The organism is Rathayibacter sp. PhB179 (assembly GCF_004345345.1).
Lineage (GTDB): Bacteria > Actinomycetota > Actinomycetes > Actinomycetales > Microbacteriaceae > Rathayibacter > Rathayibacter festucae.
Genome location: NZ_SLVD01000002.1, coordinates 340744 through 363344, shown reverse-complemented (window position 1 = coordinate 363344; position 22601 = coordinate 340744). Strand labels below are relative to the sequence as shown.

Sequence of the window (22601 nt, the reverse complement as noted above, 5' to 3'; positions counted from 1 at the left end):
CGACTCCTGGGACGGCGGTGGCTGTCGTGAGATCCCGTTCCGTCCTCGTCGTCCTCGTCGTGCTCGGTCTCTACGGCCTCGTCCGAGGCGTCCTCGACACCCCTGCGGTCATCGCGGCACCGAGCGCCCTCGGGATCGCGTCGCTGTGCACCTCCGCCGTGCTCCTGGTCGTGGCGATCGCAGCGCTCGCCCTCGAGCTGCGGCACAGACGGAGGAAGCGTGCCGCTGCGACCTCGCCCGCCGCCGCCCAGACGGCCCGAGAGGTCGGCGACGGGCAGTAGAGCCGGAAACGTCGGCCCCTCGGCCGCGTCAGTACCCACCGATGCTGGTCGAGTAGCCCCGCAGGGGCGTATCGAGACCCACCGTCCTCAGAAGGGCGGTTTGCAGGCTCATCCTCTGACGCGGGTGAATCTCGATACGCCCGCTGCGCGGGCTACTCGATCAGCATGGACACCGCTGAGCGGGCGGCGGACCGCTCCGCACCCGTCGAGACGCCGGATCGCGGCCGCTCAGCCCGTCAGCCCCGCGATCGCGTCCAGCTCGTCCAGCGAGCCGATCCGCTGCACGCCGAGCTCGACGGCCTCCGGCGGCAGCTCGCGCCCGTGCTCGGGCCCGCCGACGCGGTCGAGCCAGACCCCGCGCAGGCCGGCGTGCGCCGCGCCGATCGCATCGGTGCCCAGCCGGTCGCCGACGTACAGCGCGTCCGCCGGAGCGACGCCGAAGCGCTCGCACGCGACGCGGAAGATCCGCGCATCCGGCTTCGTCACGCCGACCTCGCCCGACGCGACGAGGTGCTCGACCCGCTCCGTCAGACCGATCGCGTCCGTCTTGGTCGTCTGGAAATCCACATCGCCGTTGGTGATCACGCCGATCCGGACGCCCGCCGCCGCGAGCCGGTCGAGCACCGGCAGGGCGTCGTCGTGCAGCGTCCACGCCGCGACGTAGTGCCCCAGGTAGGCGGCGAACCACGCGCTCGCCTGCTCCGGCGTCAGCTCGACGCCGGCGTCGGCCGCGAAGGCCGTGGCGCGGGCGCGGCGCTGCCCCTCGTAGTCGAGCTCGCCGGCGAGGTAGCGGTGGTAGTGCTCCTCCTCCAGTGCGTACCATCGCCGCTGCAGCGCGCCCGCCTCGCCCGCGTAGGCGTCGCCGAGCAACGCCGCGTACGCGACGATGCCCTCGCGCACTGCGCGGGCGTGCGCGAAGAGCGTGTCGTCGAGGTCGAAGAGGGCCAGCCGCAGCACGGTCGGCTCAGCGGCCGCGGCGCAGCAGGCCGACGCGCTCGTACACGGTCGCGAGCGTGCGCTCGGCCGTCTCGGAGGCGCGGTCGGCCGCTCGAGCGAGCATCCGGTCGAGCTCGGCCGGGTCGGCGAGCAGCTCGGCGGTGCGCGCGCGGATCGGGTCGAAGGTCGCGGCGACGACCTCGACGAGGCCCTTCTTCAGGTCGCCGTAGCCGCGGCCCGCGTACTCCTGCTCGAGCGACTCGATCGTGCGGTCGGCGAGGACGGAGTAGATCGTGAGCAGGTTCGAGACGCCGGGCTTGGCGGCGCGGTCGAAGCGCACCTCCGACTCGGTGTCGGTGACGGCGCGCATGATCTTCTTCGCGGTGACCTTCGGCTCGTCGAGCACGCTCAGCAGGCCCGCGTCCGACTCCGCCGACTTCGACATCTTGGCGCCGGGGTTCTGCAGGTCGTAGATCTTCGCGGTCTCCTTCGCGATGTACGGCTCCGGCATCGCGAAGGTCGGGCCGAAGCGCGTGTTGAAGCGGTTCGCGAGGTCACGGGTCAGCTCGAGGTGCTGGCGCTGGTCCTCGCCGACCGGCACGGCGTCGGTCTGGTAGAGCAGGATGTCGGCCGCCATCAGGATCGGGTAGGTGAACAGGCCGACCGAGGCCGCCTCCGCGCCCTGCTTCGCCGACTTGTCCTTGAACTGCGTCATCCGGCTGGCCTCGCCGAAGCCGGTGACCGTGTTGAGGATCCAGGCCAGCTCGGCGTGCGCCGGGACGTGAGACTGGATGAACAGCGTCGAGCGCTCCGGGTCGATGCCGGCGGCGATGTACTGCGCGGCCGTCGCGCGGGTGCGCTCGCGCAGCTCGGCCGGCTCCTGCGGCACGGTGATCGCGTGCAGGTCGACGACGCAGTAGTAGGCGTCGTAGTCGTCCTGCATCGCGACCCACTGCGTGAGGGCGCCGATGTAGTTGCCGAGGTGCAGCGAGCCCGAGGAGGGCTGCATGCCGGAGAAGATGACGGGCTTCGCGCCCGGAGTGCTGGGGGTCATGGTGAGGCCTCGTGAGTGACGGCGGCGCGGTCGGCGCCGGGGGAGAAGGGGGTCAGAGCTCGTAGTCGACGACGACCGGCGCGTGGTCGGACCAGCGGGTGTCCCAGGCGCTGGCGCGGTCGATCTCGTAGCTGCGGGCCAGGGCGGCGAGCTCCGGCGTCGCGAGCTGGTAGTCGATCCGCCAGCCGGTGTCGGTGTCGAACGCCTGGCCGCGCTGCGACCACCAGGTGTAGGGGCCGGGCACCTCGCCGGCGAAGCGGCGGCCGAGGTCGACCCAGCCCATCCCCGCTCCGGCGTTGTAGCCCTCCTCGCCCTCGGCGCCGACGAAGCGGTCGAAGTAGGCGCGCTCCTCGGGGAGGAAGCCGGCCTTCTTGACGTTGCCCTTCCAGTTCTTGATGTCGAGGGTGCGGTGCCCGACGTTGAGATCGCCCATCACCACGGCGAGCGGGTTGTGGGCCTGCAGCTGGGGGAGGCGCTCGATCATGGCGTCGAGGAAGCGCATCTTCTCGTCCTGCTTCGGCGTGCCGACGCCGCCCGAGTGCACGTAGGTGGAGACGACGGTCACGGTGCGGTCGCCGACCTCGTAGTCGGCCTCGAGCCAGCGGCCCGCGGAGTCGAAGTCGTCGGCGCCGAGCGCGACCCGGTGGATCGTCGCGCGCTTCCGCGACGCGAGCGCCACTCCGGCGCGGCCCTTGGCGGTCGCCTCGTCGTGCAGCACGTCCCACTCGTCGCCGAGCAGGCCGGTGAGGTCGTCGGTGGAGGCACGGACCTCCTGCAGGGCGAGGATGTCGACGTCGCGGGCGGCGAGCCAGTCGCCCATGCCCTTGCGGAAGGCGGCGCGGACACCGTTGACGTTGACGGAGGCGATGCGGAGCGGCTTTCGAGTCACCGGAGCAGTCTACGGAGGACCGCCGACACGGCGCGGCACGCGGGGGAGCGGCGCAGCGGTGCATCCCCGGGCACGCAGAAGCCGGCGGCCCCGCCCCGCGCCGCCCCCTCGGAGGAGAGGGGCGGCGCGGAGTCGGGACCGCCGGCGGGACCGCTCAGGACGGTCGGTCGATGCGGATCAGACGGCGACGGGGCGGGCCGTGGCCGGCTCCGGGACCTCGGCGACGATCGGAGCGCGCTTGATGCTCTTCGCGATGATCACGCAGACCGCCGTGACCACCATGCCGACGAGGATCGCGACCAGGTAGAGCAGCGGCTGCCCCACCAGCCCGGTCACCCAGATGCCGCCGTGCGGGGCGCGCAGCGTCGAGCCGAAGAGCGCGACGAGCGCGCCGGTGACGGCGGAGCCGATCATGGCGGAGGGGATCACGCGCAGCGGGTCGACCGCGGCGAACGGGATCGCTCCCTCCGAGATGAAGGAGGCGCCCAGCAGGTAGGCCGCCTTGCCGTTCTGGCGCTCGGCGTCGGTGAACAGGCGCTTGCGGAGCGAGGTCGCGAGGGCGAGGCCCAGCGGCGGCGTCATGCCGGCCGCCATCACGATCGCCATTACCTTGAACTGCACGGAGTTCGGGTCGCCGTCCGCGGGGACCGAGGCGAGCCCCGTGGTCGCGAAGGCGTAGGCCACCTTGTTGACCGGGCCGCCCATGTCGAACGCCATCATCAGGCCGAGGATGATCCCCAGGATGATCAGGTTGCCGCCGGTGAGGCCCGAGAGCCAGGCCGACAGTCCCTCGCTCAGCGCACGCAGCGGGGCGCCGAGGACGACGAACATCAGGAAGCCCGTGATGAAGGTCGCGATCAGCGGGATGATGACCACCGGCATCAGCGACTTGAACGCCGCCGGCAGCTTGATCCGCGAGATGTAGAGCGCCGCGTAGCCGGCGATGAAGCCGGACGCGAGGCCGCCGAGGAAGCCGGCGCCGACGGTGACCGCCACGGCGCCGCCGAGGAAGCCGGGCGCGATGCCGGGGCGGTCCGCGATGCCGAAGGCGATGAAGCCCGAGAGCACCGGCACCAGGAACGCGAAGGTCGCGCCGCCGATCAGGAACATCACTCCGGCCCAGTCGGTGATGTTGGCGATGTTGAAGCCGTTGTCGATGATCTGCTGCGGCGTGTAGCTGACGATCTGGTAGCCGCCGAAGAGGAACGACAGTGCGATCAGCAGACCGCCCGCCGCGACGAACGGGATCATGTACGAGACGCCGGTCATCAGGTTCTGGCGGATGCGCGTGCCGACGCCGACCTTCTTCGGGGCGGCGGGCGCCGCGGCCGGAGTCGAGCGGGCGGCGGACGGAGCCGTGCCGGTGCCGCGCAGGGCGAGGGCCCGGTCGAGCACCTCGTCCGGCTTCGACAGCGCCTCGGCGACGCCGACCTGGAGGATCGGCTTGCCGGCGAAGCGGTCCTTGCCGCGGATCTCGAGGTCGGCGGCGAGGATGACGACGTCCGCGGCGGCGATGTCGCCCGCGGTCATCTCGTCCGAGCCGGCGGCGCCCTGGGTCTCGACGTGGATCGGGTAGCCGCGCTTCTTCGCGGCCTGCTCGAGCGCCTCGGCGGCCATGTAGGTGTGCGCGATGCCGGCGATGCAGCTCGTCACCGCGACGAAGCGCGGGGCGCCCGTCGAGGCAACGGCGGCGGCGGGAGCGTCCTGGACCTTCGCGGCGGCGCGGTCGATGACGTCCGCGGCCTTCGCGAGCGCCTCCGAGGTGCCGACCTCGAGGGTCGGCTTGCCGGCGAAGCGGTCCTTGCCGCGGACCTCGAGGTCGGCGGCGAGGATCACGACGTCGGCGTCGGCGATCGTCTGGTCGGACATCGGGTCGGAGCCGGCGGCACCCTGGGTCTCGACCTGGATCTGGTAGCCCTTCTTCTTGGCGGCCTGCTCGAGGGCCTCGGCCGCCATGTAGGTGTGCGCGATGCCGGCGATGCAGCTGGTGACGGCGACGATCTTCACGAGACGACGACCTCTCGGGCGATGATGTCCGCGACTTCCTGGCCGCTGCCGGCGGCGCGGAGGGATCCGGTGAAGGACTCGTGGATCAGCTTGCGGGCGAGCTGGGCGAGGATCTTGAGGTGGGCCTGGTCGGCGCCGTCGGGGGCGGCGATGAGGAAGATCAGGTCCGCGGGGCCGTCCGGCGCGCCGAAGTCGACGCCGGACTTGGCGATGCCGACGGCGACGCTGGGCGAGACGACGTGCGAGGAGCGGGCGTGGGGGATCCCGATGCCGCCGGGCATGCCGGTGGCCATCTGCGACTCGCGGTCGCGGACGTCGGCGAGGAAGCCGTCGAGGTCGGTGACGCGGCCGGCGTCGGCGAGCGTCTTCGCGAGCTGCGCGGTGGCGTCGTCCTTCGTGGCGGCGGTGAGGTCGACGATGACCGTCGACGCCTCGGTGAGAGCAGTCATGCGCTCAGTTCTCCAATCGGGAGGGTGGGGTCGGGGTTCTCGACGACGGAGACGTCGTCGAGGCGGAGGGAGTCGGGACCCGGGGCTTCACTGCCCGGGAGGGTGACGGCGGCGGTGCCCCAGGCGACGGCCGTCCGCAGACGCTCCGCCTCCGAGGCCTCGGTCGCCGACAGGTAGCCCGCGAGGGTGCTGTCGCCGGCGCCGACGGTGCTGAGGGGCACGACGGGGGGTGCGCCCGCCCACCACGACGAGTCCGCCGTGACGAGGAGGGCGCCGTGCTCTCCGAGGCTCACGAGCGCTCGCGCGTCCGGGAGGCGGAGGAGTGTGCGGGCTCCGTCGACGACGTCGCCGACGGACGCGAGGGAGCGGCCGAGGAGCTCCTCGAGCTCCTCGAGGTTGGGCTTCACCAGCGTCGCGGTGCCGGCCGCGATGATCGCGGTCAGCGGTGCTCCGGAGGTGTCGACGGCGAGGGGGACGCCGAAGTGGGTGGCGAGGCGGCCGAGCGCCGGGTAGAAGTCGTCGCCGAGGCCGGGCGGGACGCTGCCGCAGGCGACGAGCCAGCGCGGGCCGGCGACGACGTGGTCGCAGATCAGAGCGGAGAGCGCCTTCGCCTCCTCCGGCGTGACGGCCGGGCCGGGCTCGTTGATCTTGGTGGTCCGGCCGGTCGCGTCGTCGACGACGGTGATGTTGGTGCGGATCGGCTCGGCGATCGCGGCGCTGGCGGAGGCGACTCCGGCCGCCTCGAGCATGGTGCGCAGGTCGAGGCCGGTGGAGGCGTCGGCCGGGTAGATCGCCGTGGCCTCGACGCCGTTGCGGGCGAGGGCCCTGGCGACGTTGACGCCCTTGCCGGCCGGGTCGCGGCGCACGCCGTGGGCGCGGTTGACCTCGCCGACGGCGAAGCCGCTCGTCGACAGGGTGACGTCGATGCTGGGGTTGGCGGTGACGGTGACGATCATGCGCGGACGACCTCCGGGCCGGCCGATTCGATGTCGTCGGCGAGCTCGTCGTCGACCCCTTGATCGGTGATGACGGTGTCGATCGCGGAGAGCGGGGCGACGTGCCCGAAGTCCTGGCGGCCGAACTTGGAGTGGTCGGCGAGGACGACGACCCGGCGCGCGGCGGCGATGAGCGCGGTCTTGACGACGGCCTCGTCGAGGTCGGGGGTGGTGAGCCCCCGCTCCCGGCTGATGCCGTTCGTGCCGATGAAGGCGACGTCCACCGAGACGGTGGGGATCACCTGGGCGACCCACGGCCCGACGGCGGCCTGCGTGACGCCGCGCAGGTGCCCGCCGAGCAGGTGCAGGTCGATGTTGGGCCGGCCGACGAGCGCCACCGCGACAGGGAGGGAATGGGTGACGACCGTCAGCCGGCGGTCCAGGGGGAGCAGCTCCGCGAGGCGGACCGTGGTGGTCCCGGCGTCGATGGCGATCGAGCCGCCGTCGGGGACCTCGGCCAGCGCGGCGGTGGCGATGCGGTCCTTCTCGGCGGCGAGGTGGCCCTCGCGGGCGGCGACCTCGGGCTCGATGCCCAGGCGCTCGACGGGGATGGCCCCGCCGTGGGCCCGGCGCAGGAGGCCGCGCTTCTCCAGGCTGGTGAGGTCGCGCCGGATCGTCTCGGGCGTGACCGCGAGGGACTGCGCGAGGTCGCGGACCTCGACCCGCCCGTCGGTGCGGGCGCGGTCCAGGATCGCCTGGTGCCGCTCCGGTGCGTACATGTGGACTCCGTCGTCTCGCGAGATGCTACGCCTCGTCCGCGGTGTCGGTGTCGACCTCGGATCTGCGTTTACATCATTTTAGACCCGTTCGTGTCCGCTGTCAACAGAAACGGACATATTCGTCGGACGTCGTTCCGCTCGGGGGCTCCGACGCCGCATCAGCGTCGAGGAGAGCGAGTGTCGCGGAGAGCGACTGTCGCGGAGTCAGGCGGCCGCGTCGGCCAGCTCGTCCTCGAGGCGCGAGAGCTGCTTCTCCAGGCGTCGGCGCTTGAGCAGCGAGGCGTCCGGCAGGGCGGCGCGCAGGCGCTCGCGCTCCGCCTCGGCGAGGGTGCGGCGGGCGAGGCGCAGCTGCTCCTCGCGCTCGCGCTCGATCTCGTCCGGCGTGCGCTTGCGCGCTGAGATGCCGGCGTCGCTCATGCCCACCGAGATCCAGGAGGCGACGATCAGGATCACCTGGCAGACCAGGTTGAACCAGATCAGCAGACCGATCAGGACGGCGAAGGAGGCGAGCAGCGGGTTGCGCGAGGCGCCGCCGAGCAGTTGCGTCCCGAGGACCTTGAGCGCGCCGAGCGCGATCCCGCCCATCAGCGCGCCGACCCAGAGGTTCTTCCACGGGATCGGGATGCCGCTGAGGATCCGGAACGAGCCGGCGAGCGTCGCGGTGTCGAGCGCGAGCATGATCAGCAGGCCGACGACGGTGCCGGTGACCCGGCCGAGGGTCGAGTCGCTGCCGATCCCGAGGACGTCGAACGCGACGTCGACGAACGAGGTCGAGAAGACCGAGAGCGCCGCCGAGACGATCAGCACGGCGCCGAAGACGAGCGCGAGCCCCGCGTCCTTGAGCTTGAGCAGCACGAACAGGACGGTCGGACCGGGCAGGGAGAACAGGATCCGCACCGCCTGCCGGAGGCTGCCGAGGAAGTTGAGCGCCGTCCAGAGCAGACCGGCGGCGGCGATCACTCCGGTCCAGCCGAGGATCGTGGAGTCGAGCAGCGTGTCGATGGAGACCAGCGAGTTCTTGTCGCCGATCAGCCCGGGCACCGAGCTGGTGAGCAGCTGCAGGAGCGAGTCGCGCAGCGCCGCGTTGTCGCGCAGGACGAAGCCAAAGACCGCGAAGAAGACGAACAGCGCCGCGAAGATCGCGAACAGCGCCTGGAAGGCGAGCCCCGACGCGAACAGCGGCCCGCCGCTCTCGGAGTAGTGCAGCATCACCCGCACCGGCCGCGTCCGCATGATCCGCTCGAACAGCGCCGGGATGCCGCGCGGTGCCTCGGTCGCCGCCTCCGTCATGCCCTCCAGCGTAGAGGCGCCGGGCGCGGCTCCGAGACGCACGCCTCCGCCGCGCGCGGCGACGCGACCTCCGGCTCGCGGGATCGCCCCCGGCTCGTCGAATGCCGCACATCCGACGTGCCGGAGCAGTTCCTGCGTGCCGGACCTCGGCGGCGCGACCTCCGGCTCGCGGAATCACCTCCGGCTCGTGGAATCACCTCCGGCTCGCAGAATCACCTCCGGCTCGTCGAATCGCCTCCGGCTCGTGGAATGCCGCACATCCGACGTGCCAAAGCAGTTCCTGCGTGCCGGACCTCGGCGGCGCGACCTCCGGCTCGCGGAATGATCCTCGGCTCGTGGAATTGCTTGCATCCCGCGTGCCGAGGTGGTCTCCGCGTGCCGAAGCTCGTCCGCGCGACCTCCGGCTCGCGGAATCGCCTCCGGCTCGTCGTCCTGCGCGCTTCTGACGAGCCGAAGCTCGTCTCGCGTGCCGAGGCGCCGACGCCGTCACGTCCGGCTCGCGAAACGATCCTCGGCTCGTGGAATCGCGGACTTCCGGCGTGCCGGAGCTGTTTCCGCGTGCCCGACCGCGACCGCGGGACCTCCGGCTCGCGGAAGCACGCCCCTCCTGCGTGCCGGAGCCTGTTCCGCGTGCCGGAGCATCGGCGCGGCCGGCCGGTCGTCGCGCGACGACCTCGGCTTCCTCAAGCCGTGCGCCTCTGATCGTCACGGGACGGGTGCTCGCGTGGGGCGGGCGGGGGCTCAGCGGAGCGGGCCGCGCGCGCGGACCGCGAGGATGCTGTCGCGGGTGCGCGGCCAGTGATGCATCACGTCCGCGTAGGTGAAGCGGAGAGTCGTGCACCCGCGCTCGGCTGCCGCTCGGTCGCGATCCCGGTCTCGCTGGAAGGCCCGGGGGTCGTCGTGCCAGGCGCGACCGTCGATCTCGAGGAGCAGCCACCCGTCGACCACCAGGTCGACCCTGCCGACGCCGTCGATCTCGACCTGGATGTCGCACCTGATGCCGAGCAGATGCAGGCGGACCCGAGTGACCGACTCCGTCCCGGACTCCGACCGGGCGTCGACGAGCTCCGCGACGACGGCGAAGCGACGGGGCAGCGCCGCCAGCGCCTGGGCGAGACCATCGGCCCCGATGAGGCGCAGGCGCAGGCATGAATCGGCGACGGCGACGGCGAGCTCGAGAGGCTGGCAGAGGAAGACCTGGGTCAGCGCCTCGATGCGCGTCGTCCGGATGGAGCGGTACTCCGCCGGCCGTGCACGGCGACTCCAGTGAGCGACCACGTCGTCGTCCAGTTCTCGCGGCCGCGGGCGCGAGCTGGAGGTGATGGCGAGGTGGAGTCGGGTGTCGGGCGGGCGGAAAGCGCCCGCCTCCGCCAGCAGCGAGATGCAGGACAGCGACCCGCAGGCCTCCGCCGCGCGCAGCTCCTCCGCCGACGCGTGCGGCGACGCGTACCAACCGCGCCTGATGCGGCGCAGCGCCCCCGATCGCACGGCGGCCGTGGCGTCGACGCCGACCGCGTGAAGGTAGCCGATGTGGTGCACTCCGTACTGCATGCGCCGACTCTGCCGTCGGACGGCGATCCGTGCGGACCTGATCGCCCGTTCGGTGGAGTGCTCGCGCTCACCGCCGACTGTGGAGGAGACGACCGAGGGCCGGCGCCGGAAACGTCGGGCTCGCGATTCGAGGTCCGGCTCGTCGATCCGCCGTCTCCGGGCATGCCGAAGGAGTTTCCGCGTGCCGGAGGTGGGATGGGCTGACGTTCGGCTCGTGATTCCGGGTCGGGCTCGTTGATTCGCCGGTTTCGAACGTGCCGAAGCCGTTACCGCGTGCCGGAGGTGGCGCGGGCGATGTTCGGCTCGTGATTCCGAGTCGGGCTCGTCGATCGGCCGGATTCGGGCGTGCCGGAGCAGTTCCCACGTGCCGGAGGGACACCGCCGGGCCCGGGGACGACGAACGGCCCGCCGGATCCGAGGATCACGACGGGCCGAACGGGGGAGGAAGCGTCAGGCGCGGCCGCGGATGACGGCCTGCTTCACCTCGGCGATCGCCTGGGTGATCTGGATGCCGCGGGGGCAGGCCTCGGTGCAGTTGAAGGTCGTGCGGCAGCGCCAGACGCCCTCCTTGTCGTTGAGGATGTCCAGGCGGGCTCCGCCGGCGTCGTCGCGCGAGTCGAAGATGAAGCGGTGCGCGTTCACGATCGCGGCGGGGCCGAAGTACTGCCCGTCCGTCCAGAACACGGGACAGGACGACGTGCACGCCGCGCAGAGGATGCACTTGGTGGTGTCGTCGAAGCGGGCGCGGTCGGCGACCGACTGCACGCGCTCCTTGCCCTTGGTGGGCGGGGTGTTCGCGATCAGGAACGGCTGCACCTCGCGGTAGGAGGCGAAGAACGGCTCCATGTCCACGACGAGGTCCTTCTCGAGGGGCAGGCCCTTGATCGCCTCGATGTAGATCGGCTGCGAGATGTCGAGGTCCTTGATCAGCGTCTTGCAGGCCAGGCGGTTGCGGCCGTTGATCCGCATCGCGTCGGAGCCGCAGATGCCGTGCGCGCAGGAGCGCCGGAAGGTCAGCGAGCCGTCCTGGTCCCACTTGATCCGGTGCAGCGCGTCGAGGACGCGGTCGGTCGAGAACATCTCGACGTCGAAGTCCTGCCAGCGCGGCTCGGTGTCCTGCTCCGGGTCGAAGCGGCGGATGATGAACGTGACGGTGAACGCCTCCGGGGCCGCGGGGGCGGCGGGGGGCTGCTCGAGAGTGGCGGACGACACGACTAGTACTTCCTCTCCATCGGCTGGTACCGGGTGATCACGACGGGCTTCCAATCGAGGCGGATGTGGTCGCCCGCGTCGGAGGAGTGGGCGTCACCGGAGAGGTACGCCATCGTGTGCTGCATGTAGTTCTCGTCGTCGCGCTTGGGGAAGTCGTCGCGCATGTGACCGCCGCGGCTCTCCTTGCGGTTCCGGGCGGAGTAGACGACGACCTCGGCGAGGTCGAGGAGGAAGCCGAGCTCGACGGCCTCCAGGAGATCGGTGTTGAAGCGCTTGCCCTTGTCCTGCACCGAGATGTTGCGGAACCGGTCGCGCAGGCGCTGGATGGTGCCGGTGACCTGCTCGAGCGACTCGTCGGTGCGGAACACCTGGGCGTTCTTGTCCATCTCGTCCTGCAGCTCCTTGCGGATCGAGGCGATCCGCTCGGTGCCGGTGGCGCCTCGGAGCGAGGCGAGCATGTCGCGGATCGCGCCGGCGGGGTTCTCGGGCAGGGGAGTGAAGTCGACGGTCTGCGAGTAGTCCGCGGCGTTGTTGCCGCTGCGCTTCCCGAAGACGTTGATGTCGAGCAGCGAGTTGGTGCCGAGGCGGTTCGAGCCGTGCACCGAGACGCAGGCGCACTCGCCGGCGGCGTAGAGGCCGGGGACGACGGTGGTGTTGTCCGAGAGGACCTCGGCCTTGACGTTGGTCGGGATGCCGCCCATCGCGTAGTGCGCGGTCGGCATGACCGGCACCGGCTCGACGACCGGGTCGACGCCCAGGTAGGTGCGGGCGAACTCGGTGATGTCCGGGAGCTTCGTCTCGAGCACCTCGGCACCGAGGTGGGTGCAGTCCAGCAGCACGTAGTCCTTGTGCGGGCCGGCGCCGCGGCCCTCCGCCACCTCCTGGACCATGCAGCGGGCGACGATGTCGCGCGGCGCGAGGTCCTTGATGGTGGGGGCGTAGCGCTCCATGAAGCGCTCGCCCGAGGCGTTGCGGAGGATCGCACCCTCTCCTCGCGCTCCCTCGGTGAGGAGGATGCCGAGCCCGGCCAGGCCGGTCGGGTGGAACTGGAAGAACTCCATGTCCTCGAGGGGGAGGCCCTTGCGCCAGATGATGCCGACGCCGTCGCCCGTGAGGGTGTGCGCGTTCGACGTCGTCTTGTAGATCTTGCCGAAGCCGCCGGTGGCGAAGATGATCGCCTTCGCCTGGAAGACGTGCAGCTCGCCGGTCGCCAGCTCGTAGGCGACGACGCCGGACGGCTTGTTCACGCCGTCGACCTCGGTCATCACCAGGTCGAGCACGTAGAACTCGTTGTAGAAGTTGATGCCCAGGCGGACGCAGTTCTGGAACAGCGTCTGCAGGATCATGTGGCCGGTGCGGTCGGCCGCGTAGCAGGCCCGGCGCACGGGCGCCTTGCCGTGGTCGCGGGTGTGCCCGCCGAAGCGGCGCTGGTCGATCTTGCCGTCCTCGGTGCGGTTGAACGGGAGGCCCATGTTCTCGAGGTCGATGACCGCGTCGATGGCCTCCTTCGCGAGGATCTCCGCCGCGTCCTGGTCGACCAGGTAGTCGCCGCCCTTGACGGTGTCGAAGGTGTGCCACTCCCAGCTGTCCTCCTCGACGTTCGCGAGGGCGGCGGCCATGCCGCCCTGCGCCGCGCCGGTGTGCGAGCGCGTCGGGTACAGCTTGGAGATGACGGCGGTCTTCGCCTTGGGCCCGGCCTCGATCGCGGCGCGCATGCCCGCTCCGCCGGCTCCCACGATCACCACGTCGAACTGGTGGTAGTGGACGCCGTCGGCGCCGAGGGTCTGGGTGAAGGCGCTCTGATCAGCGCCGCCGCTGTGGACGTGGCCTGGTGTGCTCACTGGGTGACTGCTCCGTTGAACGGGGTGGAAGGGCGGGAGTGGGGGAGGGGCGCTCCCGGGGGCGTGACGGTGTCGCGCGGACGCACCGCGCGGCACCGGGCGCCTAGGCGGCGCAGAAGGAGGGCAGCAGGCTCGGGTCCCCGCCGGTGGGGCAGGGGTTGAAGCCGAAGACGACGTAGGTGCCGAGCGCGATCAGCGCGACGACCGAGACGACGATGCCGCCCTTGAAGACGCGGGCCAGCAGCGGCGAGGTCGCGTAGTCGTTGACCAGCGTGCGCATGCCGTTGCCGCCGTGGATGAGCGCGAGCCAGAGCATCGCGACGTCCCACCACTGCCAGAACGGGTTGGCGAGCTTGCCGCCGACGAAGCCGAAGTCGATGGCCTTGATGCCGTCGCCGAGCAGCAGGTTGAAGATCAGGTGCCCGAAGATCAGGACGATCAGCACGACGCCGGAGGCGCGCATGTAGATCCAGCCCCACTTCTCCCAGTTGGTGCCGGAGGAGCGGGTCGGGACGTGCGGAGTCCGCGGTGCGGCGACGGTGCTCAATGGGCACCTCCCTCGCTGAAGACGTTGATGAGGTGGCGGGGTGCGAAGCCGAGCATCAGCACGACCCACAGGCCGATGACCACCCAGAAGAGCAGGCGCTGGTGGCGGGTGGCCCAGCTCCAGAAGTCGACCAGGATGATGCGCAGGCCGTTCATGGCGTGGAACGCGATCGCGGCCACGAGGCCGGTCTCGCCGAGGCCCATGATCGGGTTCTTGTACTGGGCGATGACCGCGTTGTACGCCTCGGGGCTCACGGCGATGAGGGCCGTGTCGAGGACGTGAACGAGGAGGAAGAAGAAGATGGCGACACCGGTGATCCGGTGCAGCACCCACGACCACATGCCTTCGCGACCGCGGTAGAGGGTTCCGGCCGGACGGCGGATCTTCCCCTGCTTCCGGGGTGCGAGGGTTTGAGCAGCTGAAACTGACACGAACAACCCTCCCTGGTTGACTGCTCCGTCGGCCTGACCGGACCCGCGACTCGAGGACGCGGGCGGGGCGGAGGAGCGGCGAGAACACTCGCTCGACGATTCTAAGCGCCGGGCCCCGTCGCCGCGGCTTAGGCGAGCCTTAGCTGCCGCGGGCCATCGACACGGGTGCGCCGACCGTCGCGTAGTGCGCGAGGAGCTCGTCCGTGAGCGCGCTCCAGGTGCGGTGCAGCACGCGGCGCCGGCCCGCCTCGCCGAGCCTCGAGCGGAGCCCCGGATCGTCCAGCAGCCGCTCGACCTGCCGACGGAGATCGGAGTCGCTCTCCGGCGCGTAGAGCAGTCCGTCGACCCCGTGCTCGATCAGATCGGTCGGGCCGCCGGCGTGCGGGGCGACGACGGCGGTGCCCGAGGCCTGCGCCTCCTGCACGGTCTGGCCGAAGGTCTCCTCGGTGCCGGTGTGCACGAAGACGTCCAGCGCCGCGAAGACCGCGGGCAGGCGCTCGCCGTCGAGCCGTCCGAGCATCCGCGCCGAGGAGCCGAGCGCCGCCGCGACCCGGGAGGAGGAGGGTCCGTAGCCGCCGACGACCAGGTCCGCGCACGGAAGAGAGGAGAGGGACGCCAGGCGCTCGACCCGCTTCTCGGGGGAGAGGCGGCCGATGTAGCCGACGAGCGCGTCGCCGACGGCGACAGGCGCCCGCACCTCGGCGGCGTAGGGGGAGGAGCGCATCCGCGGGTGGAAGCGGTCGCTCTGCACGCCGCGCCCCCAGAGCGCGGTGCGCTCGATCCCGGCGGCGGCGAGGTCGTCGAGCGCGCTGGTCGAGGGGGCGAGGGTGAGGTCGGCGCCCGCGTGGATCTGACGGATCACCCGCCAGGCCAGGGCCCGGGCGCCGCGGATGCCGTAGCGGGCGGCGAAGCGCGCGACGTCGGTCTGGTAGATCGCGACGCTGGGCACGCCGAGCCGGTTCGCGGAGGCGATGGCGCGCGCCCCCAGAAGGAAGGGCGAGGCGACGTGCACGACGTCGGGTTCGAAGTCGGCGAGCTCGCGGGTGAGCGCGAGCGTCGGGATCCCGACGGGGAAGTCGCGGTAGGCGATCGCCGGGTGCTCGACGACGCGGTGGCCGGCGTAGTGCCCGGGCGCACCCGCGGCAGGGCAGATGACGAGGGCCTCGATCCCTCGCGCCGCGAACTCGTCGAGGACCCGCAGGACGCTCGTGGTGACACCGTTCAACGACGGGAGGAAGCTCTCCGTGACGACCGCGACTCTCACCCTCCGGACGCTACGGGCGCCGTGTGAACGCGGGAGCGCGCCCGGGTGAACGGACGGACACGTCCGGGCGCCCTTGTATCCTGCGGACATGACATCACCTGAGACCGATGGCCGCGCCCCGCTCGACCGCTTCTACAGCGTGATCCCGGCAGGCGGGATCGGCTCGAGGCTGTGGCCGCTCTCGCGGGCCGACGCCCCGAAGTTCCTGCACGACCTCACCGGCTCGGGCCAGACCCTGCTCCGCGACACCTGGGACCGCCTCGCCCCGATCTCGGGTGCCGACCGCATCATGGTCGTCACCGGCCGTGCGCACCGCGCCGCCGTGGAGCGCCAGCTCGAGAGCCTCGAGGACCTCAACGTCGTCCTCGAGAGCGAGCCGCGCGACTCCTCCGCCGCGATCGGCCTCGCCGCCGCGATCCTCGAGCGCCGCGAGCCCGGCGTGATCATCGGCTCGTTCGCGGCCGACCACGTGATCAGCGGTCAGCACCTCTTCCACGACGCGGTGGCCGAGGCGGTCGTCGCCGCCGACGCCGGCTTCATCGTGACGATCGGCATCACGCCGACCGAGCCGGCGGTGGGCTTCGGCTACATCCGCACCGGCGACCACCTCGGCATCGAGGGCGCCGCGCACACGCTCGCCGTCGACTCCTTCGTCGAGAAGCCCGACGCCGAGACCGCCCGCACCTACGTCCAGAGCGGTCAGTACCTCTGGAACGCCGGCATGTTCATCGCCCGCGCCGACCGCCTGCTCGAGGAACTCGGCCGCTCGAAGCCGAAGCTGCTCGCCGGTCTGCTCGAGCTCGCGGAGGCGTGGGACACCCCGGAGCGCGGCGCGGTCGTCGACCGCATCTGGCCGGGCCTCGAGAAGATCGCGATCGACTACTCGGTCGCCGAGCCGGCCGCCGCGGAGGGCAAGCTCGCCGTCGTCCCCGGCCACTTCTCCTGGGACGACGTCGGTGACTTCGCGTCGATCGCGAAGCTGCACGCGAGCGGCCTGCGCTCCGACCTGGCGATCCTCGGCGAGGACGCCCGCGTCCTGGCCGACTCCGCCACCGGCATCGTCGTCAGCGGCGGCAACCGCACCATCGCGCTGATCGGCGTGAAGGACATCGTCGTCGTCGACACCCCCGACGCCCTCCTCGTCACCACCACCGAGAACGCCCAGAAGGTGAAGGGCGTCGTCGACGCCCTCCGCCTCTCGGGCCGCACCGACGTCCTGTAGCCGATCGCCGCGAGATCCGCCCTCCCGGGAGAGGTGGATCTCGATACGCGCGCTCCGCGCGCTACTCGATCAGCAGGGTCGTACGACCGCATGTCTGAGCGGAGCCGCGTCCTTCCCCTGCTGGTCGAGTAGCCGCGCAGCGGCGTATCGAGACCGCCGTCCCCAGCAGGGCGGCTCTGCAGGCTCACGTTCTGGCGTGGTCGGATCTCGATACGCGCGCTCCGCGCGCTACTCGATCAGCATGGGGTGGATGCGCGCCCGGAGGCAGTCGTGCCCTCACCTGCTGGTCGCAGAGCCGTCCGGGAGCGCCGCGTCCCGGACCCCCTCGCCCGCAGGGTCGAGGGCCGCGAGCGGAAATCGCGTGCCAGAGATTTCCGCCAGCCCGACGCGACCCGCTCTGCGGAACGCACCACTCCAGGTGGCCGACCGCGGGGGAGGAGCCGCTCGCGGCTCCTCCCCAAGATCAACACTGTGTAACGCTTCCCGAGTTGGCCCTCCGCGGCGGCTGAGCGTTCCGACACCTTGGGTAACGTGAGGTCATCGATGCCCTGCAGTGCCGATCGTGCGCGCGGGGCCGAATCTTGGAGGACGAATCTTGACTATCACCACGCGTAAGGCCGCGTTCGGCGGTCTCGCCGCTCTGGGCGTCACCGCGCTTCTCGCCGGTTGCGCCTCCGCCCCCGAGGAGACCGGCTCGAGCGCCGCCGCCGGTGGCGACTTCCTGCCCTGCATGGTCTCCGACGCGGGCGGGTTCGACGACAAGTCGTTCAACGAGCTGGGCTACAACGGCCTGGTCGCGGCGTCGGAGGACCTCGGCGTCACCCCGAAGACCGTCACCTCGGAGTCCGAGACCGACTACGCGCCCAACCTGACGAGCCTCGTCGACCAGGGCTGCAACCTGATCATCACCGTCGGCTTCGCCCTCGCCGAGGCCACCTCGGCCGCGGCGGAGGAGAACACCGACATCGACTTCGCCATCATCGACGACGCGTCGATCGATCTGCCGAACGTCAAGCCGATCACCTTCGACACCTCGCAGTCGGCGTTCCTCGCCGGCTACGCGGCGGCCTCGTACTCGAAGACGGGCGTCGTGGGCACCTACGGCGGCCAGCAGTTCCCGACCGTCACCATCTTCATGGACGGCTTCGCGGACGGCGTGGCGTACCACAACGAGCAGAAGGGCACCGACGTCAAGGTCGTCGGCTGGGACGTCGCCGCGCAGACCGGCTCGTTCACCGGAGGCTTCGCCGCCGGTGTCGAGGCCAAGTCGGCCGCGCAGTCCCTGATCGACCAGAACGCCGACGTCATCCTCCCGGTCGGCGGCCCGATCTTCCAGTCGGCCATCGAGGCCATCCGCGACTCCGGCAAGGAGATCGCCATGGTGGGTGTCGACGCCGACCTGTACGAGACCTACCCCGACGGCGGTGACCTGTACCTGACCTCGATCCTCAAGGGCATCGAGGCCGGCACGACCGACGTCACCTCCACCGCGGGCGCCGACGCCTTCGACGCGACCCCGTACGTGGGCACGCTCGAGAACGACGGTGTCGGCATCGCGCCGTTCCACGACTTCGAGTCGAAGGTCTCGGCCGACCTGCAGGGCGAGCTGGACACCATCAAGGAGGGCATCATCGACGGCTCGATCACCGTCGAGTCGCCGTCCGCGCCCGCCGCGTCCTGATCTCCGGATCGATCGCAGCGCACTGACGAAGAGGCCGGTGGGCCCGAGTTCTGCTCGGGCCCACCGGCCTCTCGTCGGCTGTCCCGCCGGCTCCCGCGCGCTGGCACCCCGCACCGAAAGTTAGATTGGACCCATGAAGCTCGAACTGCGGGGCATCACGAAGCGCTTCGGCGCTCTCGTGGCCAACGATCACATCGACCTCACCGTCGAACCCGGTGAGATCCACTGCCTCCTCGGCGAGAACGGCGCGGGCAAGTCCACGCTGATGAACGTCCTGTACGGGCTGTACCAGGCGGAGGAGGGCGACATCCTGCTGGACGACGTGGTCCAGCGCTTCTCCGGCCCCGGCGACGCCATGAAGGCGGGGATCGGGATGGTGCACCAGCACTTCATGCTCGTCCCGGTCTTCTCGGTCGCCGAGAACGTCATGCTCGGCCACGAGGAGACGAAGTCGGGCGGCCGGCTCGACCTGGCCGCCGCGCGCGCCCGCGTCCGCGACATCTCCGACCGCTTCGGCTTCGACGTCGATCCCGATGCGATCGTCGAGGACCTGCCCGTCGGCGTCCAGCAGCGGGTCGAGATCATCAAGGCGCTCTCCCGCGACGCGAAGGTCCTCGTCTTCGACGAGCCGACCGCCGTGCTGACCCCGCAGGAGACCGACGAGCTGATCGCGATCATGCGGCAGCTGCGTGCCTCCGGGACCGCGATCGTCTTCATCACGCACAAGCTGCGCGAGGTCCGCGAGGTGGGCGACCGCATCACGGTCATCCGCCTCGGCCAGGTCGTGGGCGAGGCCTCGCCGACCGCGAGCAACGCGGAGCTGGCCTCGCTGATGGTCGGCCGCGCCGTCGAGCTCACCGTCCAGAAGGAGCCGGCGCGGGCGGGCGACGAGGCCCTCGTCGTCAGCAACCTCACCGTCCGGGACGCGAACGGGCAGGCCGTCGTCGACGACGTCTCGTTCGAGGTCCGCCGCGGCGAGATCCTCGCCATCGCCGGCGTGCAGGGCAACGGCCAGACCGAGCTGACCGAGGCGATCATGGGCCTGCAGGAGCGCGTGGAGGGCACGGTGACCCTCGACGGCCGCCGGCTCGACGGCCTCTCCGTCCGCCGGGTGCTCGACGCCGGCGTCGGCTTCGTCCCCGAGGACCGCACCGAGGACGGCCTCGTCGCCGAGTTCACCATCGCGGAGAACCTGATGCTCGACCGCAGCGACAGCGGCCCGTTCGTCAAGGGTCTCGGCCTGCAGCTGAAGGCGCTGGAGACGTTCGCCGAGGAGCGCGTCCGCGAGTTCGACGTCCGCGCGCAGGGCATCACCACCCACGTCGGCCGCCTCTCCGGCGGCAACCAGCAGAAGGTCGTCCTGGCCCGCGAGCTCAGCCGCGAGCTGCGGCTGTTCATCGCCGCCCAGCCGACCCGCGGCATCGACGTCGGCTCGATCGAGTTCGTGCACAAGCGCATCGTCGAGACCCGCGACACCGGCGTGCCCGTCATCGTCGTCTCCACCGAGCTCGACGAGGTCGCGGCTCTCGCCGACCGCATCGCGGTCATGTACAAGGGCGGCATCATCGGGATCGTCCCCGCCGACACGCCCCGGGAGACCCTGGGGCTCATGATGGCCGGGCAGTCGCCCGCCGAGAAGGGTGCGGCCGCATGAGCGACGCGCAGTTGCCCGCCGTCGATCCGGACGCCGAGTCCGAGAGGGCGACCGGCCTCGAGCCGGGCCAGAAGCCGGGTCAGGAGGCGCGGCCCGGCCCGATCGAGAGCGGGGCCTCGCGCGTCCTCCGCGAGATCCTCTCCGGGACCGCGCTGATGTCGGTGCTGGCCGTCCTGCTTTCGCTGATCGCGGGCGGCGTGCTGATCGCCGCCACCGACCCCGAGGTCCAGTCGGCCTCGGGCTACTTCTTCGCCCGGCCGCTCGACACGCTGCAGGCGATCTGGCAGTCGGTCGCCGGGGCGTACTCCTCGCTCTTCCAGGGCTCGGTCTACAACTTCCGCCGCGAGGGCTTCGCGAACGGCATCAAGCCGCTGACCGACACCCTCGCCTTCGCCACGCCGCTGATCGCGGGCGGCCTCGGCGTCGCCCTCGCCTTCCGCGTCGGGCTCTTCAACATCGGCGGCCGCGGCCAGATGCTGATCGCCGCCGCCTGCGCCGGCTGGGTCGGCTTCTCCTTCGACCTGCCGTTCGGCGTGCACCTGGTGATCACCCTCGCCGCGGGCATCCTGGGCGGCGCGCTCTGGGGCGGCCTCGTCGGCCTGCTCAAGGCGCGGACCGGCGCGCACGAGGTGATCCTCACGATCATGCTCAACTACGTCGCGTTCTACTTCGTCTCCTACCTCCTGCGCACGCCGGGCGCCCTCCAGGCGCCGGGCTCGAACAATCCCAAGTCGCCAGGCATGAAGGACACCGCGGTCTTCCCCGACCTCCTCGGCTCCGGATACTCGCTGAACCTCGGCTTCGTCGTCGCGATCCTCGCGACCGTCTTCGTCTGGTGGCTGCTCAACCGCTCGAGCATCGGCTTCAAGTTCCGCGCGGTGGGCGAGAACCCGCACGCGGCCCGGGTCGCCGGCATCGACGTCAAGAACAGCTACGTGTACGCCATGCTGCTCTCCGGCGGCCTGCTCGGCCTCGCCGGCAGCGCGCAGGTGATGGGCACCGTCACCACCGGCTTCACCTCCGGGATCGACGCGGGCATCGGCTTCGACGCGATCACCGTCGCGCTGCTGGGCCGCTCGCGGCCCTGGGGCGTGTTCTTCGCCGGCATCCTCTTCGGCGCGTTCAAGGCCGGCGGCTACTCGATGCAGGCCGCCGAGGGCGTGCCGATCGACGTGGTCCTCGTCGTGCAGTCGCTGATCGTCCTCTTCATCGCCGCGCCGCCCCTGGTGCGCGCGATCTTCCGTCTCCCGACGCCCGGGGTCGCCCCCAAGCGCCGCACGCGCCGCACCACGGAGGTGTCCGCATGACCACCGCAGTCTCCCGTGCCCCCGGGACCGCGTCCCGGGTCGCCGTCCGCAGCTGGAAGGCCCCGATCGCGTTCGGGATCTTCTCGCTGCTGGCCGTGATCCTGTTCGTGGCCCTCGGCCGCGACGGCACCAGCTCGTTCCGCCTCGCCTCCGGCAACGACTTCTTCGCCCTGCCGGACCTGCCGTTCCCGACCCGCGCCACCGGCGTGGTCGTGGCGGTCGTCCTGGTCGGTCTGACGGCGGTCGCCGTCGCGTTCACCCGCTCGGCCCGCCGCCTGCCGCTCTGGCTCTCGGCGCTCTTCGCGCTCGTCTTCCTGGTCGGCTTCCTGGTCTGGGCGTCCGCGGGCGCGACGCTGCCGCTGCCGGGGCTGCTCCTCGGCACCGTCGGGCTCGCGACGCCGCTGATCTTCGGCTCGCTCGGCGGGGTCATCTCGGAGCGCGTCGGCGTGGTCAACGTCGCGATCGAGGGCCAGCTGCTCGCCGGCGCCTTCACCGCGGCGATGGTCGGCTCGCTGACCCGCCAGCCCGTGCTCGGCCTGCTCGCGGCGATGATCGCGAGCGTGCTGGTCTCGTTCGTGCTCGCCGCCTTCGCGATCAAGTACCTGGTCGACCAGGTGATCGTCGGCGTCGTCCTCAACGTCCTCGTGACGGGGCTCACGAGCTTCCTCTACTCGCAGGTGCTGACCAGCGACGCCGCCGTCTTCAACTCGCCGGTCAAGTTCGACCGGCTGCCGATCCCGGGACTCAGCCAGGTGCCGATCCTCGGACCGGTGCTGTTCAACCAGACGATCATCGTCTACCTGATGTACTTCGCGATCTTCGCCGTGTGGTGGGGGCTCTTCAAGACGAAGTGGGGCCTGCGGCTCCGCGCGGTCGGCGAGCACCCCCAGGCCGCGGACACCGTCGGCATCAACGTGGCCAGGACGCGGTTCTGGAACGTCTCGCTGGCCGGCGCGATCGCGGGCATGGGCGGGGCGTACTACACGCTCGACGCGGTCGGCGCGTTCGGCAAGGAGATGACGGCGGGCGCGGGCTTCATCGCCCTGGCGGCGGTCATCTTCGGCCGCTGGGACCCGATCAAGGCCACCCTCGCCTCGCTGCTGTTCGGCTTCGCGACCAACCTGCAGAACGTGCTCGGCGTCATCGGCTCGCCGGTGCCGAGCGAGTTCATGCTGATGCTGCCCTACGTGGTGACGATCTTCGCGGTCGCCGGCCTGGTCGGGCAGTCGCGGGGTCCGGCCGCCGCCGGCAAGCCCTATCTCAAATCGTGA

General features: G+C 71.3%; 20 protein-coding genes. 6 read left to right on the top strand and 14 right to left on the bottom strand.

Translation table 11 applies throughout. The features are described 5' to 3' along the window. Nucleotides 1–26 precede the first annotated feature (26 nt). Complete coding sequence (locus EDF43_RS05390; protein WP_132435886.1) at nt 27–281, top strand: hypothetical protein; 255 nt, start codon at nt 27–29, stop codon at nt 279–281. A gap of 228 nt (nt 282–509) precedes the next feature. Here the strand turns inward: EDF43_RS05390 and EDF43_RS05385 are convergent, their stop codons facing one another. The 14 genes from EDF43_RS05385 to EDF43_RS05315 all read right to left on the bottom strand — a co-directional run bounded on the left by EDF43_RS05385 (nt 510) and on the right by EDF43_RS05315 (nt 15466). After that, on the bottom strand, nt 510–1238 hold the full coding sequence (locus tag EDF43_RS05385) for an HAD family hydrolase (protein WP_132435885.1): 729 nt from the start codon (nt 1236–1238) through the stop codon (nt 510–512). 7 nt (nt 1239–1245) lie between these two features. Beyond that, the gene (gene trpS / locus EDF43_RS05380; protein WP_132435884.1) at nt 1246–2271 is read right to left on the bottom strand and encodes a tryptophan--tRNA ligase; all 1026 of its coding nucleotides are present in this window, start codon (nt 2269–2271) and stop codon (nt 1246–1248) included. Between the two features lie 52 nt (nt 2272–2323). Beyond that, nucleotides 2324–3160: an exodeoxyribonuclease III gene (locus EDF43_RS05375; protein ID WP_123445277.1), complete on the bottom strand. Its 837-nt coding sequence runs from the start codon at nt 3158–3160 to the stop codon at nt 2324–2326. A gap of 177 nt (nt 3161–3337) precedes the next feature. Further along, entirely contained in the window at nt 3338–5167 is a 1830-nt protein-coding gene (locus EDF43_RS05370) for a PTS fructose-like transporter subunit IIB (RefSeq protein WP_243646235.1), read from the bottom strand. After that, nucleotides 5164–5616, bottom strand: a complete 453-nt coding sequence (locus EDF43_RS05360; RefSeq protein WP_123445279.1) for a PTS sugar transporter subunit IIA — start codon at nt 5614–5616, stop codon at nt 5164–5166. The genes EDF43_RS05370 and EDF43_RS05360 overlap by 4 nt, the downstream gene beginning before the upstream one ends. Next, on the bottom strand, nt 5613–6572 hold the full coding sequence (locus tag EDF43_RS05355) for a 1-phosphofructokinase family hexose kinase (RefSeq protein ID WP_123735192.1): 960 nt from the start codon (nt 6570–6572) through the stop codon (nt 5613–5615). Before EDF43_RS05355 ends, EDF43_RS05360 begins: the two co-directional genes overlap by 4 nt. After that, nucleotides 6569–7330, bottom strand: a complete 762-nt coding sequence (locus EDF43_RS05350) for a DeoR/GlpR family DNA-binding transcription regulator (RefSeq protein WP_132435883.1) — start codon at nt 7328–7330, stop codon at nt 6569–6571. The genes EDF43_RS05355 and EDF43_RS05350 overlap by 4 nt, the downstream gene beginning before the upstream one ends. A 204-nt stretch (nt 7331–7534) precedes the next feature. Next, entirely contained in the window at nt 7535–8620 is a 1086-nt protein-coding gene (locus tag EDF43_RS05345; RefSeq protein WP_123735193.1) for a YihY/virulence factor BrkB family protein, read from the bottom strand. Between the two features lie 741 nt (nt 8621–9361). Further along, the gene (locus tag EDF43_RS05340) at nt 9362–10171 is read right to left on the bottom strand and encodes a hypothetical protein (protein ID WP_132435882.1); all 810 of its coding nucleotides are present in this window, start codon (nt 10169–10171) and stop codon (nt 9362–9364) included. A gap of 450 nt (nt 10172–10621) precedes the next feature. Further along, nucleotides 10622–11383: a succinate dehydrogenase iron-sulfur subunit gene (locus EDF43_RS05335; protein ID WP_123445284.1), complete on the bottom strand. Its 762-nt coding sequence runs from the start codon at nt 11381–11383 to the stop codon at nt 10622–10624. 2 nt (nt 11384–11385) lie between these two features. Continuing rightward, nucleotides 11386–13128, bottom strand: coding sequence for a succinate dehydrogenase flavoprotein subunit (gene sdhA / locus EDF43_RS05330; protein WP_243582900.1), 1743 nt, complete (start codon nt 13126–13128; stop codon nt 11386–11388). Between the two features lie 199 nt (nt 13129–13327). Continuing rightward, nucleotides 13328–13771 carry a succinate dehydrogenase hydrophobic membrane anchor subunit gene (locus EDF43_RS05325; RefSeq protein ID WP_123702562.1) on the bottom strand — a complete coding sequence of 148 codons (444 nt, stop codon included), beginning with the start codon at nt 13769–13771 and terminating at the stop codon, nt 13328–13330. Beyond that, nucleotides 13768–14154 (bottom strand): succinate dehydrogenase, cytochrome b556 subunit, encoded by a 387-nt coding sequence (gene sdhC, locus EDF43_RS05320; protein ID WP_279389000.1) that lies wholly within the window; start codon nt 14152–14154, stop codon nt 13768–13770. Before sdhC ends, EDF43_RS05325 begins: the two co-directional genes overlap by 4 nt. Nucleotides 14155–14341: 187 nt before the next feature. After that, a complete protein-coding gene (locus EDF43_RS05315) occupies nt 14342–15466 on the bottom strand; it encodes a glycosyltransferase family 1 protein (RefSeq protein ID WP_132435880.1) in 1125 nt (374 codons plus the stop codon). A gap of 88 nt (nt 15467–15554) precedes the next feature. Here EDF43_RS05315 and EDF43_RS05310 point away from each other — a divergent pair, with 88 nt between their 5' ends. The 5 genes from EDF43_RS05310 to EDF43_RS05290 all read left to right on the top strand — a co-directional run bounded on the left by EDF43_RS05310 (nt 15555) and on the right by EDF43_RS05290 (nt 22601). Beyond that, complete coding sequence (locus EDF43_RS05310) at nt 15555–16688, top strand: mannose-1-phosphate guanylyltransferase (RefSeq protein ID WP_132435879.1); 1134 nt, start codon at nt 15555–15557, stop codon at nt 16686–16688. Between the two features lie 595 nt (nt 16689–17283). Further along, the gene (locus EDF43_RS05305; RefSeq protein WP_123735197.1) at nt 17284–18369 is read left to right on the top strand and encodes a BMP family ABC transporter substrate-binding protein; all 1086 of its coding nucleotides are present in this window, start codon (nt 17284–17286) and stop codon (nt 18367–18369) included. A 133-nt stretch (nt 18370–18502) separates the two neighbouring features. Then, nucleotides 18503–20023 (top strand): ABC transporter ATP-binding protein, encoded by a 1521-nt coding sequence (locus EDF43_RS05300; RefSeq protein WP_123445291.1) that lies wholly within the window; start codon nt 18503–18505, stop codon nt 20021–20023. Beyond that, nucleotides 20020–21330 carry an ABC transporter permease gene (locus tag EDF43_RS05295; protein WP_123445292.1) on the top strand — a complete coding sequence of 437 codons (1311 nt, stop codon included), beginning with the start codon at nt 20020–20022 and terminating at the stop codon, nt 21328–21330. The genes EDF43_RS05300 and EDF43_RS05295 overlap by 4 nt, the downstream gene beginning before the upstream one ends. Next, nucleotides 21327–22601 (top strand): ABC transporter permease, encoded by a 1275-nt coding sequence (locus EDF43_RS05290; RefSeq protein ID WP_123735200.1) that lies wholly within the window; start codon nt 21327–21329, stop codon nt 22599–22601. The genes EDF43_RS05295 and EDF43_RS05290 overlap by 4 nt, the downstream gene beginning before the upstream one ends.